A 15891-nucleotide genomic window follows, 5' to 3' on the forward strand; every position below is an offset into this window, starting at 1 on the left:
AAGCGTGAGAGGATGCTTATTTGTTTTCATTATCAGATGGACCTTTTGTCATTTTGCCAAATGAATCTCTCATATCCGTATCAGCATCGATATTCTTAATGTTCATGTAGTCCATAACTCCAATATTACCTTCACGTAGTGCTTCGGCCATTGCAAGTGGTACTTCAGCCTCTGCTTCTACTACTTTCGCGCGCATTTCTTCAACTCTCGCACGCATTTCTTGTTCTTGTGCAACAGCCATCGCGCGGCGTTCTTCTGCTTTCGCCTGTGCAATGTTTTTGTCGGCTTCTGCTTGGTCTGTCTGCAGGATCGCCCCGATATTCTTACCGATATCAACATCTGCGATATCAATCGAGAGAATTTCAAATGCTGTACCTGAATCTAATCCTTTACCAAGAACCGTTTGAGAAATCATATCAGGATTTTCAAGAACCTTTTTATGATTATCTGATGAACCGATTGTTGAAACAATCCCTTCACCTACACGAGCAATGATCGTTTCTTCCCCTGCACCACCGACAAGTCTGTCAATGTTTGCACGAACTGTAATACGTGCTTTTGCTTTTACTTCAATCCCGTCCATCGCAACACCTGAGATAAATGGTGTTTCAATGACTTTAGGGTTTACACTCATTTGGACAGCTTCAAGTACGTCACGGCCTGCTAGGTCGATTGCCGCACAGCGAGCAAAGTTCAATTCGATATTCGCACGCTGAGCTGCGATCAGTGCGTTGACAACTCGGTCTACGTTACCACCTGCAAGATAATGGCTTTCTAATTGGTTAATCGTCGCATCAAGACCTGCTTTATGCGCTTTGATGAGCGGGTTGACCACTCGGTTTGGAATCACTCGGCGAAGCCTCATTCCTACAAGTGTAAAAATGCTCACTCTTACGCCAGCCGCTAGGGCAGAAATCCACAGCATCACCGGTACAAAGGTGAAGAAGATCGATAGAACGATCAAACCTGCTGCGATAATCACAAATAATAGTAAAGTAGATGGATCCATTTTATTCCTCCTATAAAATCAGTATATCTATACTTTCCTCACGACAATGCGTGAGCCTTCCGCTTTCACAATTTTTACTTGTTCATCCTTATCGATAAAAGCACCTTCTGACACAACATCAATGCGCTCGTCTCCGAATACAATCGTACCAGATGGACGAAGTGCTGTTGCTGTCACTGCGATTTGTCCTACAAGATCATCTCTTGTTTCATTTGAGACATAACCACTTTCTTTATTGGTTGAATCGGTTAAAATGAACTTTTTAAAAAATTTCATACGTTTCCCCAACACCTTTGTCAATAAAATAACTGCTATGATTGAAACAGCAGTGGCAATCAAGATGGAAATCGCCATTTCTGTAAAGCTTCCAGCTGCTAAAAATAAGCTGACAACGACACAGATTAGTCCAATGACACCCACGATTCCCCCTGGCAAAAATAATTCCAGAATGATCAACACAATCCCTGCCAAAAACAGGAACAATGTCTCATATCCTGCAAAACCTGCCACGAGATGACCATAAAAGAATAGAAGAAGCGCTGTGACTCCCATGGTGCCTGGGACCCCAAAGCCGGGAGAATATAATTCAACAATTAACCCTAAGCTCGCGATGGATAAAAGGATAGGAATGACGATCGGATGCGTGAGAAAACGCGCAACCTTTTCAGCAAAGCTCACTTCATCGTATTGAACAGAAGCATCTGCTAAGTTCAGCTTCTGAAGCAAGTCATCCATATTTTTCGCTTCTCCTTCTGCATAACCGAACTGAAGTGCCCGATCTGTGTTAAAGGTCAGCAATTCTCCTTTTGGTGCACCAGCTTCTTTTGCGTCTATATCTACATCTGCCATCGCAAGAGCATATTTTGGATCACGCCCCTGCTTTTCAGCAGCGTCACTCATTTCAGCAAGCCATAGAGATTCAGATTTTTGATCGGCAGCGTTGCCTTCACCATCAATAATCGCAGCAGCCCCCATCTTTCCGTTTGGGGTCATATAAATTTGATCGGCATTTAAGGCAATGAATGCCCCGGCTGAAAGCGCTCTATGATTCACAAACGCTGTCACTGGGATATCGGATGCACGAATGGTATCGGCTATTTCAAGCGCCGCATCGACTGCACCACCTGGTGTATTGATGTCGAGAATGATGTGCTTCGCCCGTTCCGACTTTGCCTGCTCAAATGATCGTTCAATGAATTTAGAAAGTCCTTTTTCTACTGTATCTTCAATTGGGATAACATGAACTTTCTGATCTGCTGATTTCGCGGTCAATTGAACCCCTAATAACAAGCATATTATAAAACAACTGAAGAGAGCAATAGAAATTTTCATTTTTTTCATCTATTTGGTGATCCCCCCTCTCTTTCTTTCATTTTACCGTTCCTTTACATACGTTACAAATGTATCATAGGTTTCATTTTTATATGACAGGTTTATGGAGGCATAAAAAAAGTACCCTTCTAACATGAGAAGGATACTTTTTTATTGAGACAGTTGCTCGCTGACAAGTCTGTTAATCACAGCACCATCAGCTTTACCTTTTACCTTTGGCATTATAGCGCTCATGACTTTACCCATATCAGCTTTCGATGAAGCACCGGTTTCGGCGATTGTTTCTTTCACAACCGCCTGCAGTTCTTCTTCAGAAAGCTGTTCAGGTAAATAAACGTCTAAAATGTCAATCTCTTTTTGAACTTTATCTACTAAATCTAAGCGATTAGCTTTCGAAAATTCATGGAGGGAGTCTTTACGTTGCTTAATCTCGCGGGAAAGGACGGTTAGTTCCTCATCTCCGGTCAAACTGTCTTTCTTAAGCTTTATTGCTTCATTTTGCAGTGAAGCCTTTACCATACGAATGACAATAAGCTTGTCTTTCTCTCGGTTTTTCATAAAAAGCTTCATATCAGAATTTAATTGCTCAAGAAGACTCATAAAATCCACCCTCTTTAGAATTTACGTTTTCTAGCAGCTTCAGACTTTTTCTTACGCTTTACGCTAGGCTTTTCATAAAATTCACGCTTTCTTGCTTCTTGCAATGTTCCAGTTTTGGATACACTGCGTTTAAAGCGACGAAGAGCATCTTCAAGCGATTCGTTTTTTCTAACGACCGTTTTTGACATTCTCTTTCCCTCCCTCCGAATACACCAATCGACTGCATTAAAAAAAGATATACATGCAAAACATGTACCTAGACATTATAATATAAGCCTAGGTTGAGGTCAACTAAGTGATTTGGAAATATATTTTCGTCATGAGCAGGTAGACAAGTCCATATATTCATTGGTAAGAGGAGGACTTTTCTATGATGGCGATCATTTATTTTTGTGCACTTATTTTCATTTTTTTATGGGCAATGGGTTTGCTTAGGAAAGGATTAATGGCGCTCACGTCGTCTCGTATTGAGAAATCACTTCTTCTCTTTACAGATCATCCAGTCAAAGCATTCTTGGTCAGTATTGTGTTTACAGGGGTTCTTCAAAGCAGTTCGGCGTTTATGGTCATCGTTATCGGCTTTGTGAGTACAGGCATTCTCACGTTTAAAAAATCCATACCCATGATTCTTGGAACGAATATCGGCTCAACATTTACGACAGAATTTATTGCCATTAAGATGGACGTGTTTATGTGGGTTCTGATTGCAGCTGGTCTTTTATGTATCATTTTGGGCAGGAAGTCTTTTCGATATGCAGGAAAAAGTTTATTTGGGCTTGGCATGATCTTTTTTTGCATTCAAGGTTTTTCAAAAATTGCAGGTATGATGACCAGTCAGCCAGAGACACTGCATTTCCTTGAAATGATGCAACACTCCGATTGGACAGCTCTTCTCTCTGGTACAGTGCTCACGGCGATTGTTCATTCAAGCTCCGTATGTATCGGTATTTTGATGGGATTTATGAATGAAGGGACTGTCGCTCTAAAAGAAGGCATCAGCTTTGTTTTAGGGTCCAATATCGGGACATGTATTACTGCCGTGATGGCTGCTATCTCTGGCGGTTATGCAGCACGCCAAACCGCGTATGCACACGTTGTGTTTAATGTTCTAGGTGTTCTTTTATGTCTTCCTTTTCTCGCCTTTATCACAGAGTTTGTTGCGCTTCTCGCAAGCTCTCCTGCCCAGCAGATTGCGCACTTTAGTCTGCTGTTTAATGTGGCAAGTTCTCTCCTCTTTTTCCCGTTCATCCGCCCTTTTCACGCCTTGATTTTGTTCCTTCTTCCGAATCGGTCAACATAAAAGAAACCGGCTTGCCTAATGGCTGCCGGTTTTTCATCTCTATTATGAGGTCATTCTCACTTGATCCGTCTGCACGTCATCACTTATACGGACAAATTGTCCTTCGTTATAAGGATAGCCTGCTTTTGTAATCTTCACTTTCACCAAACGGCCGATCATGTCCTCTGTTCCTTCAAATACGACCTTCATGTAGTTATCAGTATATCCTACATACAGATTGTGCGTTCCGTCTTGTTCTTTGAAGGATTCTTCTGGAATAATCTCTAAGACATCGCCTTCATATGCCGATGCATATTCTTTCGCAAGCTGATCAGAAAGAGCAATGAGGCGATGAACGCATTCGTTTTTCACATTCTCATCTACTTGATCTTCCATCCTTGCAGCAGGCGTACCTGTCCGTTTGCTGTAAGGGAACACATGGAGCTCAGAGAATTGATGGTCTTTGACAAAATTGTATGTTTCCATAAATTCTTCTTCTGTTTCTCCTGGGAATCCAACGATCACATCTGAAGTGACAGCAAGACCTGGCAATGCTTTTTTGAGCTTCGTTAAACGCTCTGCAAAGAATTCCATTGTGTATTTACGGCGCATTCTTTTCAGTACAGTATTAGAGCCAGATTGAAGCGGAATGTGCAAGTGTCTCACAATTTTATCTGACTGATCGAGCACTTCAATCACTTCGTCTGTAATTTGACTTGCTTCAATGGATGAAATGCGGATTCGTTTTAATCCCGCCACACGTTCATCTAATTCTTTCAGAAGCTTAGCAAAGTTATAATCCTTTAAATCTTCACCGTATCCACCTGTATGAATACCTGTTAATACAATTTCTTTGTAGCCAGCATCGACAAGCTGCTGCGCTTGATTGATGACTTCTTCTGGATCGCGAGAACGCAGTAATCCGCGAGCCCAAGGGATAATGCAGAATGTACAGAAATTGTTACAGCCTTCTTGGATTTTTAATGAAGCACGTGTTCTGTCTGTAAACGCAGGAACATCTAGTTCTTCAAAGACCCGTGCTTTCATGATATTGCCAACTCCATTGATCGGCTGTCTTTCTCTTCTGTATTCTTCAATATAACCAAGCAGTTTATGTCTGTCTTGTGTGCCAACCACAATATCAACACCAGGAATCGCCATGATTTCTGCCGGAGACGTTTGTGCGTAACAGCCTGTTACACAAATGACACCATCCGGATTATGACGAATGGCTCTTCTAATGACTTGGCGGCTTTTTTTATCGCCTGTATTGGTGACGGTACATGTATTAATGACATATACGTCTGCTTTTGATTCATAATCTTTTCTTTCATAGCCAGCTTCTTTAAACAGCTGCCAGATGGCTTCTGTTTCGTAGTGATTGACCTTACAGCCAAGTGTATGGAACGCTACTGTTCCCATCATGATTCACCTCTTAATAACTCTGTTTGATAAGATATAGCAGAAAGCGCATAAAGAGGAGCTGTTTCTGTTCTTAAAATGCGTGGTCCAAGCCCGCAAATGACTGCACCATGCGCTTCAAGTTCTTCAATCTCCTTTTCTGCTAAACCGCCTTCTGGACCAAAAACCACTAATAAGGTTTGTCCGCCCTTCATCTGTTGGAGCACCGTTTGAAACCGGCTTTGCTCGCCTTCTTTCGATGATTCTTCGTATGCAACGACACATTTATCGAATTCACCGGCCAGTTGAATCAGCTCTTTAAATGTTGATACTGGATGAACGCGCGGAATGATATTCCGGTAAGACTGCTCGGCAGCTTCTTTCGCAATTTTTTCCCAGCGATCTCGTTTTTTTAATGACTTTTTTTGGTCAAGTTTTGTAATCGAACGAGCCGCTTGAAACGGAATAAAAGCACTTGCGCCAAGCTCGGTGCCTTTTTGGATAATCCATTCAAGCTTATCCCCTTTTGGCAGACCGCTTGCAATCGTCACCTTGATCGGAAGTTCTCGATTCTGATTCGTCCAGCCTTCCAAGTGACAAATCACTTCTTCCTTTGTTATTGTATCAATTTTACTGAGCGCTTCAAAGCCGTCTGTCGTTAAGCAAAGGATGTCTTCTCCTGCTTTCATCCGCATGACGTTTGCAAGGTGATGAACATCTTCACCCTTTATGACGATGTGTCCCTTTTCCGTCACTTCTTCTTTTGTGAGGTCGATAAAATATCGTTGCATACGTGTCCTGACACCTACTCGCTTTATTTTTTCGCTATAATGCTGACCCAATCTTCCATTGACAGCACTTCAACAATCTCAAAACCGGCTTCTTCTAAAGCCGTTTTGACTTGTAATTTCTTTTGTCCGATAATGCCTGATGTAATAAAGTAACCGTCTTTCTTCAATAGATCATACGCTTGATCTGTAAAGCGCATGATGACCTCTGCAAGGATATTGGCCACAATCACATCGCGTTCACCTGAAATCCCATCAAGTAAATTATTTTGTTTTACCGTTACTTGCTCGCTCACACCATTTAATTCGATGTTCTGCTTTGCACTTTCCACTGCAACGGTGTCGAGATCAAATGCATGAATGTCTTTTGCACCGAGCATTGCAGCAGCAACACTTAAAATGCCAGATCCTGTTCCAACGTCAATCACCGTGTCGTTTTCCTTCACATAGCGCTCAAGCGCCTGAATGCAAAGAACCGTTGTTGGATGTGTACCGGTTCCAAATGCCATTCCAGGGTCCATTTCGATGATCAATTCATCAGAATGAACAGGTGTGTACTCTTCCCATGTTGGGACGATGGTAAATTTCTCAGAGATTTTCACAGGATGATAGTATTTCTTCCATGCAGTCGCCCATTCTTCTTCGTTTACTTCACAAATTGACAGTGTATTTCGTCCAAGGTCAATATCATATAGAAGAAGATTGTTGATGGCTTCTTTGATCTCATCTACCGTTTCCATCAAAAAGCTATTCATCGGAAGGTAGGCTTTGACGATAACCCCTTCCTCAGGATAATCATTCGGATCGAGCTGGTAGATCTCACCGTATACATTTTCACGTTCCTTGACTAAATCAAGCGGGTCCTCAATCACGACACCACTTGCACCTGCTTCATGCAAAATATTGGTGATCGGTTCCACCGCTTCATTTGTTGTATGGACGCTAATTTCTGACCACTTCAATACTACCAACTCCTTATCCGTCTTACTCGCCTTTAAATGCGCGTTTCACCTTATCGAAAAAGCTCATTTCTTGTTCGTCCGGTTTATTTCCGCTCACTTCAGCAAATTTTCTAATGATATCTTTTTGATTTTCAGTTAAATTCGTCGGTGTTACGACGCGTACAACGATATGCTGATCGCCTTGACCATAACCGCGTACATTTTTTACACCTTTTCCTTTGAGTCTAAACTTCGTACCCGTTTGTGTGCCCGCAGGAACTTTTAATTTGACTTTCCCATGTAATGTCGGCACTTCAATTTCATCACCTAGTGCAGCCTGCGCAAAGGTAAGCGGCATTTCGCAGTAGATGTCATCTCCATCTCGTTCGAAGAATTCATGCGCCCTCACATGGAAAACAACAAATAGATCGCCTGGAGGTCCTCCATTTACACCTGGTTCACCTTGACCAGATACTCTAAGCTGCTGACCATCGTCCACACCTGCTGGGATCGTCACATTGATTTTCTTACGCTTACGCACTTTACCAGATCCACCACATGTTGAACACTTATGCTCAATTTGTTTACCAGTTCCGCTACAGTAGTTACATACTCTGCGGTTGACTACTTTACCAAATGGCGTGGATTGCTCGACATTTAGTTGACCTGATCCGCCGCAATGTGAGCATGTCTTCGCCTGTGTTCCAGGTTTTGCACCTGATCCATGACACGTTTCACATGATTCCTCGCGGGGAATCTCGATCGTTGCTTCTTTCCCAAATGCCGCTTCTTCAAATGAAAGGGTCATTGTATATTGAAGGTCCGCTCCTTGACGCGGTGCATTTGGATCTCTTCTTCTGGCTCCGCCGCCAAAAATACTAGAGAAGATGTCATCAAAGCCGCCGAAGCCGCCAAAGTCTCCTCCACCGCCAAATCCGCCGCCACCAAATCCTTGGTTTGGATCGGTGTGACCGAACTGGTCATAATGTGAACGTTTTTGATCGTCAGAAAGGGTTTCATAGGCTTCTTTTACTTCTTTGAATTTATCATCTGAGCCAGCTTCTTTATTAATATCAGGGTGATACTTTTTTGAAAGCTTGCGGTATGCCTTTTTGATTTCGTCCTTTGAGGCGCTCTTACTCACGCCAAGCACTTCATAGTAATCACGCTTACTCATCTCTTCACACTCCCGATTTTCTCACATAAATACGATTGTATCATTTTAAATTGATCTTTTTCAATTCCTTTTCATCGTTGAAAAGAAAAAAGTCAAAGCCAAGAGATCCTGACTTTGACTTTCTGACGAGTACGTTTCAGCAGTCTTTTTCAAAAGTAAAGGTGATTATTTTTTCTCTTGATCGTCGTTTACTTCTTCGTATTCTGCATCCACTACATTGTCATCTGCTTTTTGAGCACCTTCAGCGCCTTCTTGCTGAGCTTGTGCTTGTTTTGCAGCTTCTTCATAGAGCTTTGTCGTTAATTCTTGAACGATTGTTTGTAGCTCATCTTTTTTCGCTTTGATGTCTTCAAGCTCGCCTTTTTCGATCGCAGCTTTTAGCGCATCTTTCGCGTCGTTTGCTTTTTTCACTTGCTCTTCATCGATTTTGCCTTCAAGATCTTTTAATGTTTTTTCTGTCGTAAACACTAATTGATCTGCTTCATTGCGCACTTCGATTTCTTCTTTTTTCTTTGCATCTGCTTCAGCATTTTCTTCTGCTTCTTTGACCATTTTTTCGATCTCATCATCAGAAAGACCTGAAGAAGATTTGATTGTGATGTTTTGTTCTTTTCCAGTACCCATATCTTTCGCACGTACGTTGACAATACCGTTTTTATCGATATCAAAAGATACTTCGATTTGTGGTACGCCGCGTGGTGCTGGCGGGATATCAGTCAATTGGAAACGACCTAATGTTTTGTTGTCTGCTGCCATTGGACGCTCACCTTGTAAGACGTGAATGTCTACAGCAGTTTGGTTGTCAGCAGCCGTTGAGAATACTTGAGATTTACTTGTTGGAATGGTTGTATTACGTTCAATCAGCTTTGTGAATACGCCGCCCATTGTTTCAATTCCTAAAGAAAGTGGTGTGACGTCAAGAAGAACAACGTCTTTGACATCTCCTGTGATAACTCCACCTTGAATTGCTGCACCAAGTGCAACCACTTCATCAGGATTTACGCCTTTATGAGGCTCTTTACCTGTTTCTTTTTTGATTGCTTCTTGTACTGCAGGAATACGAGTTGATCCACCAACAAGGATGACTTTATCAATCTCGCTAGCAGATAGACCAGCATCTTTCAGTGATTGACGTACAGGTGTCATTGTACGCTCTACAAGGTCTGCAGAAAGCTCTTCGAATTTAGCACGCGTTAGCGTTAATTCTAGGTGAAGAGGACCTGCATCTCCAGCTGTGATAAATGGCAGTGAGATTTGTGTAGAAGATACACCAGAAAGATCTTTTTTCGCTTTTTCAGCAGCATCTTTTAAACGCTGAAGCGCCATTTTATCTTTAGAAAGATCAATGCCGTTTTCTTTTTTGAACTCAGCCACTAGATGATCGATGATGACTTGGTCAAAATCGTCTCCACCTAGACGGTTGTCCCCAGCAGTTGAGCGTACTTCAAAGACGCCGTCTCCAAGCTCAAGGACTGATACGTCAAATGTACCGCCACCAAGGTCATATACAAGAATCGTTTGATCTTCATCTGTTTTATCTAAACCATAAGCAAGTGCAGCTGCTGTTGGTTCGTTGATGATACGTTCTACTTCAAGACCAGCAATTTTACCAGCATCTTTTGTTGCTTGGCGCTCTGCATCGTTGAAGTAAGCAGGAACTGTAATAACCGCTTTTGTTACTTCTTCGCCAAGATAAGCTTCAGCGTAAGATTTAAGGTGTTGAAGGATGATTGCTGAGATTTCCTGCGGCGTGTAGTTCTTGCCCTCAACTTCTACTTTATAATCTGTACCCATATGTCTTTTAACAGACATGATGGTGTTTGGGTTTGTAATTGATTGACGTTTCGCTACTTCACCTACTTGGCGCTCTCCATTTTTAAAAGCGACAACAGATGGTGTTGTACGTGCTCCTTCAGCGTTTGCAATAACTTTTGGCTCGCCGCCTTCGAGTACTGCAACGCATGAGTTTGTTGTTCCTAAGTCAATACCAATGATTTTACTCATATTCGATGACCTCCCATTATGTAGTTATTGATTTACTTTTACCATTGATGGACGAATAACTCGGTCTTTGAGTTTATAGCCCTTTTGCAATTCTTCTACAACGATGTTTGAATCGTAGTTTTCATCTTCAACTTGCATGACGGCTTGATGAAGGTTTGGATCGAACTCTTTGCCGACAGCTTCAATTGGTTCAACGCCTTCATTTTTCAACGCTTCTACCAGCTGGCGGTAAACCATTTGCATACCTTCTAACAAACTTTTCGTCTGCTCATTGTCTGGATCGATTCCAAGCGCTCTTTCAAAGTTGTCGAGAGCTGGGAGAAGGTCGCTGACAACATGTTGAGAACGATATTTTTGCACGGTCTCCACTTCAGTTCGAGCACGGCGTTTATAGTTTTCAAAATCTGCTTGAACACGCAGAATTTTGTTTTCTTTTTCATCTAGAAGCTGCTGCAATTCATCAATCTTCTCTTGGAAGGCAGACTGTTCATCGTGCTTTACTTCCTCAGTTTCTGCTTGAACTGCTTCTTCTTGTGCTTCAACCTCTGCTGCTTGCTCAGGTGTCTGTTTTTCTTCTGACATTGTGTTCACCTCCCTCAAAAGATTCAATTATACGAAGGGGCTGTGCCCCCACCTTTTATCACCCTACTCATCATACAAATTGGAAAGTGCGTTTGACAAGTCTTTTGATACATGATGCAAAAGACTAACGACTCGCCCGTAATCCATACGGGTTGGACCAATGACAGCGATGGAGCCGAGTGATTTTTGATCAATCGCATAAGTTGCTGTGATTAAACTGCAGTTCTCCATTGCTTCCAAATTGTTTTCTGAACCGATTTTAATGGTGATTCCTTGCTGATTTGGATGAAACAGCTGCATGACATCATTCTTTTGTTCAATCAGCATCATGAGTGAACGAATGCGGTCAATGTCATGAAACTCTGGCTGGTTCAACATATTAATCTTCCCGCCAAAGAAAAGTTTTGATTCATTTTGTGTTGAAGTGAATGTGTTACCAAGTGCATCTAAAATATGATCATAGTCTTTTAAATGCGTGCGAAGGAGCATCACTACTTCTTTATACATCCTGTCCTTCAGCTGATCCATCGGGACTCCGGCTAAGCGGCTGTTTAAAATATTCATTAGCTTCTCAATATCGGAGACATCAAGATGCTCAGAGAAGGTAATGGTTTTGTTTTCAACATGCCCGCTGTCTGTAATCATAATCGCTACTGCTTTATTAGGCTGGACAGGGACAAGCTGAATTTGCTTCAATCGATTTTCACTTAGCTTTGGACCAAGGACAATCGATGTGTAGTTTGTGAGATCTGATAAAATTTCCGCCGATTTTTGAACTGTTTTTTCCAGCTCAAAAATTTTCTCCTGAAATACTGACTGGATGAGCACAAGCTCTTTAGATGACAGTTTTCGCGGAGAGAGCAAATGATCTACATAATAACGATATCCTTTTTCGGAAGGAATTCTTCCTGATGAAGAATGGGTCTTTTCAATAAAACCGAGTTCCTCCAAATCAGCCATTTCGTTTCTAATCGTCGCAGAGCTGAATGTAATGTCTTCTTTTTTGGAAAGAGTCCTTGATCCAACTGGCTGCGCCGAACGAATAAAGTCATTAATAATGACTTGTAGAATCAAAAGCTGACGATTTGTTAACATCATCATCACCCCTGTTAGCACTCTCTTTCAACGAGTGCTAATTGTATAAACAAAATTACCAAACTCAAATTAAAATGTCAATTATAACTCACCGAGAAACGCTTGAAATACTTCATTCCCTAACAATTTTCCTTTTCTTGTTAAACGAATGCCAATCTCATCCTGTTGAATGAGACCTTTTTCTGCTAATTCTTCAAGAATGGCGGGAAAGAGTGCTTCTGGTGATGCTCCAAATTTCGCTTGAAAGTGAGCACTTTTCACGCCTTCAATTTTCCGCAAACCTAAGAACATTTCTTCTTCGATCTGTTCTGCTTTTGTCACCTGATGCGTTTCCTTATATGGAAACCCTGTTTGATCAATTAGCTCTAAGTAATGCTTCACTGGTCCAGCGTTCACATTACGGACGCCATCTACATACCCGTGCGCTCCTGCGCCAAAACCAAAGTAATCTTCGTTGCTCCAATAGGTGAGGTTATGCTGGCTTTCAAAACCTGGTTTGGCGTAATTGCTAATCTCATATTGTTTGAGTCCGTGCCGCTCCATTTCATCCATGACGAGCTCATACATTTCAGCCTCACGTTCTTGCGGTGGTAAATGCAGTTTCCCTTTTTGCATCAAATTGTAAAAGACCGTCTTTGGCTCGACAATCAGCGAGTAAACCGAATAATGTTCTGCACCTAATGAAAAAGCGGTCTCTAGTGAATGCATGACATGATGCTTCTCTTGATGAGGCAAACCAAACATCAGATCAAGACTAATGTTGTCAAACCCAACTGCTCTTGCTCGCTCGAAAGATGTGAGAACATCTTTCTTTTGATGAACCCGTCCGATTTTTTTGAGCAGGTCATCTTCAAATGTTTGAACACCAAAGCTCAGCCGATTAACGCCAGCTGATTTTAAGACATTCAATTTCTCAAGCGATAGTTCGTCTGGGTTTGCTTCTACTGCAAACTCGATTAAGTTTTTGGTTGGTTTTAATACGCGGTGAATGCTGTCCATAAGCTGATCTAACTGGCTGGTTGTGAGTGATGTCGGGGTTCCTCCGCCAATAAAGATCGTCTTTAGTTCTTGCTCCCCTTTTTGATCGATCGTGTGCTGCATTTCTTTTTCAAGAGCGGCTAAGTATTCATCGACCGGCTGGGTTTTAATGAAAAATTTATTAAAATCACAATAGTGACAAATGTGCTCACAAAATGGAATGTGAATGTATGCTGCTTTCAATTATTGACACCTTCTTTACAGGTAAAGAGCCGCAGTTTATCGCTGCGGCCTCTTCGTTTGTTTTCGACTATAAACGTCAAGGCGAGCATTGTAAAGCAGGTTGCCTTGAGGATGTTATTTTTTCGGTGTGCTGTCGTCCATTTTCAGCACGGCCATAAATGCTTCTTGTGGGACTTCTACAGAACCCACTTGCTTCATGCGCTTTTTCCCTTCTTTTTGCTTCTCAAGAAGCTTTCTTTTCCGGGAAATATCTCCACCATAACACTTCGCTAGTACGTTCTTGCGCATTGCTTTAATGGTAGACCGTGCAACAATCTTTTGACCGATCGCTGCCTGAACTGGTACTTCAAAGTGCTGGCGCGGAATCAGTTCTTTCAGCTTTTCTACAATGATCTTTCCGCGTTCATACGCATAATCGCGGTGAACAATAAAGGAAAGTGCATCGATTTTTTCGCCATTGAGCATGATATCCATTTTCACTAGAGTGGATGGGCGATAGCCGATCAGCTCGTAATCAAAGGATGCATACCCTTTTGTATTGGACTTTAATTGATCAAAGAATTCGTATACGATCTCTGCCAGAGGAATTTCGTACACAATGCTCACGCGGTTTGCATCAAGATATTGCATATCAATGAAATTGCCGCGCTTTCCTTGGCAAAGCTCCATCACAGAACCAACATAATCATTTGGCACCATCATTGTTGCCTTCACGTATGGCTCTTCAATTCGCTCAATCTTTTGCGGATCAGGCAAATTGGATGGGTTATCTACAACGATTTTTTCTCCGTCTGTCATATACACATCGTAAATAACACTTGGCGCTGTCGTAATGAGGTCGATTTTAAATTCACGTTCAATCCGTTCTTGGATGATTTCCATATGAAGCATGCCAAGGAAGCCACAGCGGAAGCCGAAGCCAAGTGCTTGGGATGTCTCTGCCTCATATTGAAGTGAAGAATCATTTAATTCAAGCTTTTCTAACGCTTCACGCAAGTCGTTATATTTCGCTGTGTCAATTGGATAAAGGCCGCAGTACACCATTGGGTTCAGCTTTCTATATCCAGGCAGAGCTTCTTTCGCAGGGTTTACCGCACTTGTGATCGTATCCCCTACTCGTGTATCACCAACGTTTTTAATGGCAGCTGTTAAATAGCCAACATCTCCAACAGTGAGTTCGTCTGTTGGCATTGCTTTCGGTGTAAATACGCCAACTTCAAGCACTTCAAATTCTTTGCCTGTCGCCATCATCTTAATTTTTTGACCCGGTTTTACGGTTCCTTCGACAATTCGTATGTAAGCAATGACGCCACGATACGCATCGTAGAGAGAATCAAAAATGAGGGCTTGAAGTGGTGCTTCTGGATCTCCAGCTGGTGCCGGCACCTTTTCGACGATTTGTTCTAAAATATCCTCGATCCCGATGCCCGCCTTAGCAGAGGTGAGAACAGCTTCAGATGCATCCAACCCGATGACATCTTCAATTTCTTGTCTTACACGTTCAGGTTCTGCACTCGGCAGATCAATTTTGTTAATGATCGGCAGGATTTCTAAGTTGTTATCAAGAGCTAAATAAACGTTCGCTAGTGTCTGTGCTTCAATGCCTTGTGCTGCATCCACCACAAGAATTGCACCTTCACAGGCAGCTAGGCTTCGAGATACCTCATAGGTGAAGTCGACATGCCCTGGTGTATCAATCAGGTGCATAATATATTCTTCTCCATCCTTCGCCTGATATTTCAGCTGAACAGAGTTTAATTTGATCGTAATGCCGCGTTCACGCTCTAAGTCCATGGAATCAAGTAATTGTTCTTTCATTTCTCGTTGCGTAATCGCCGCTGTTTTTTCCAAAATACGGTCAGCCAATGTGGATTTCCCATGGTCAATATGGGCGATAATGGAGAAATTTCGAATTCTTGATTGCCGTTCTAATCGTTTTTCTTTATCTGTCACAATCTATCACTCCTACTATAAAACGCGGGTTGCGCTAGGTTAGATTATATCAATAGGGCTGTAAAGATTCAATCGAAATCAAGAAAAGCCGCTCATCGGTTAGCGGCTTTCACGAAAAGGTGTGATATCTTATGAAATAACATCCAACATGATGCTTACAACAGTTTATTTACCATTCACCCAATCATAAAGTGTACGGGCTGCATGCGTCATACCTTCTGATAATGCTTTTCCGGCCTTAGAGAAGGCATTAAAGCTCTCCATTTCTTCTAGCTGCTTTTGTTTTTCTGCTAAGTCTTTTTGTGTGACAGCTGTTCCGAGGATAGAAGCTTCTTTTTCTTGATCATCATTCGTTTGGACAGTGAAGGCCCCTTTTAATTGCGGATCATGATACCCTTTCATTTGAAGCATGCCATTATTAGCTTGCTGCATTCCTAAAAAGACACCGAATAGCAATACGAGCGATAAAATAATGGTTTTTCCGATAAATGAGCCCATGTCCTCCACCA

General features: G+C 42.0%; 15 protein-coding genes. 1 reads left to right on the top strand and 14 read right to left on the bottom strand.

Annotated features, from left to right (window positions below):
- Positions 1-16 precede the first annotated feature (16 nt).
- The 4 genes from floA to rpsU all read right to left on the bottom strand — a co-directional run bounded on the left by floA (position 17) and on the right by rpsU (position 3129).
- Positions 17-1009 carry a flotillin-like protein FloA gene (gene floA, locus KVT11_RS12400; RefSeq protein ID WP_007501317.1) on the bottom strand — a complete coding sequence of 331 codons (993 nt, stop codon included), beginning with the start codon at positions 1007-1009 and terminating at the stop codon, positions 17-19.
- A gap of 27 nt (positions 1010-1036) precedes the next feature.
- Positions 1037-2350 carry an NfeD family protein gene (locus KVT11_RS12405; protein WP_007501318.1) on the bottom strand — a complete coding sequence of 438 codons (1314 nt, stop codon included), beginning with the start codon at positions 2348-2350 and terminating at the stop codon, positions 1037-1039.
- A 141-nt stretch (positions 2351-2491) separates the two neighbouring features.
- A complete protein-coding gene (locus KVT11_RS12410) occupies positions 2492-2941 on the bottom strand; it encodes a GatB/YqeY domain-containing protein (RefSeq protein ID WP_007501319.1) in 450 nt (149 codons plus the stop codon).
- Between the two features lie 14 nt (positions 2942-2955).
- Positions 2956-3129 (bottom strand): 30S ribosomal protein S21, encoded by a 174-nt coding sequence (gene rpsU / locus KVT11_RS12415; protein WP_003152957.1) that lies wholly within the window; start codon positions 3127-3129, stop codon positions 2956-2958.
- A gap of 182 nt (positions 3130-3311) precedes the next feature.
- On the opposite strand from rpsU, the gene KVT11_RS12420 reads away from it, so the two are divergent.
- Complete coding sequence (locus tag KVT11_RS12420; RefSeq protein WP_116307164.1) at positions 3312-4241, top strand: Na/Pi symporter; 930 nt, start codon at positions 3312-3314, stop codon at positions 4239-4241.
- Positions 4242-4283: 42 nt separating this feature from the next.
- Here the strand turns inward: KVT11_RS12420 and mtaB are convergent, their stop codons facing one another.
- The 10 genes from mtaB to KVT11_RS12470 all read right to left on the bottom strand — a co-directional run bounded on the left by mtaB (position 4284) and on the right by KVT11_RS12470 (position 15880).
- A complete protein-coding gene (mtaB, locus tag KVT11_RS12425; RefSeq protein ID WP_116307166.1) occupies positions 4284-5642 on the bottom strand; it encodes a tRNA (N(6)-L-threonylcarbamoyladenosine(37)-C(2))-methylthiotransferase MtaB in 1359 nt (452 codons plus the stop codon).
- The gene (locus KVT11_RS12430) at positions 5642-6412 is read right to left on the bottom strand and encodes a 16S rRNA (uracil(1498)-N(3))-methyltransferase (RefSeq protein WP_060832439.1); all 771 of its coding nucleotides are present in this window, start codon (positions 6410-6412) and stop codon (positions 5642-5644) included. The genes mtaB and KVT11_RS12430 overlap by 1 nt, the downstream gene beginning before the upstream one ends.
- Before the next feature lie 23 nt (positions 6413-6435).
- A complete protein-coding gene (prmA, locus tag KVT11_RS12435; RefSeq protein ID WP_017358022.1) occupies positions 6436-7371 on the bottom strand; it encodes a 50S ribosomal protein L11 methyltransferase in 936 nt (311 codons plus the stop codon).
- A gap of 22 nt (positions 7372-7393) precedes the next feature.
- The gene (gene dnaJ / locus KVT11_RS12440; RefSeq protein WP_008342467.1) at positions 7394-8527 is read right to left on the bottom strand and encodes a molecular chaperone DnaJ; all 1134 of its coding nucleotides are present in this window, start codon (positions 8525-8527) and stop codon (positions 7394-7396) included.
- Positions 8528-8692: 165 nt separating this feature from the next.
- Positions 8693-10531 carry a molecular chaperone DnaK gene (gene dnaK / locus KVT11_RS12445; protein ID WP_008342469.1) on the bottom strand — a complete coding sequence of 613 codons (1839 nt, stop codon included), beginning with the start codon at positions 10529-10531 and terminating at the stop codon, positions 8693-8695.
- Positions 10532-10555: 24 nt separating this feature from the next.
- The gene (grpE, locus tag KVT11_RS12450; RefSeq protein WP_008342471.1) at positions 10556-11113 is read right to left on the bottom strand and encodes a nucleotide exchange factor GrpE; all 558 of its coding nucleotides are present in this window, start codon (positions 11111-11113) and stop codon (positions 10556-10558) included.
- A 63-nt stretch (positions 11114-11176) separates the two neighbouring features.
- Entirely contained in the window at positions 11177-12208 is a 1032-nt protein-coding gene (gene hrcA, locus KVT11_RS12455) for a heat-inducible transcriptional repressor HrcA (RefSeq protein WP_008342473.1), read from the bottom strand.
- An 81-nt stretch (positions 12209-12289) separates the two neighbouring features.
- On the bottom strand, positions 12290-13429 hold the full coding sequence (gene hemW, locus KVT11_RS12460) for a radical SAM family heme chaperone HemW (RefSeq protein ID WP_116307168.1): 1140 nt from the start codon (positions 13427-13429) through the stop codon (positions 12290-12292).
- A 114-nt stretch (positions 13430-13543) separates the two neighbouring features.
- Positions 13544-15382, bottom strand: a complete 1839-nt coding sequence (gene lepA, locus KVT11_RS12465) for a translation elongation factor 4 (RefSeq protein ID WP_008342476.1) — start codon at positions 15380-15382, stop codon at positions 13544-13546.
- A gap of 165 nt (positions 15383-15547) precedes the next feature.
- Positions 15548-15880, bottom strand: coding sequence for a YqxA family protein (locus KVT11_RS12470; protein ID WP_017367631.1), 333 nt, complete (start codon positions 15878-15880; stop codon positions 15548-15550).
- Between the last annotated feature and the right edge of the window lie 11 nt (positions 15881-15891).

It is taken from the genome of Bacillus sp. GbtcB10, from assembly GCF_019091365.1.
In the GTDB taxonomy this organism is placed as follows: Bacteria; Bacillota; Bacilli; order Bacillales; family Bacillaceae; genus Bacillus; species Bacillus altitudinis.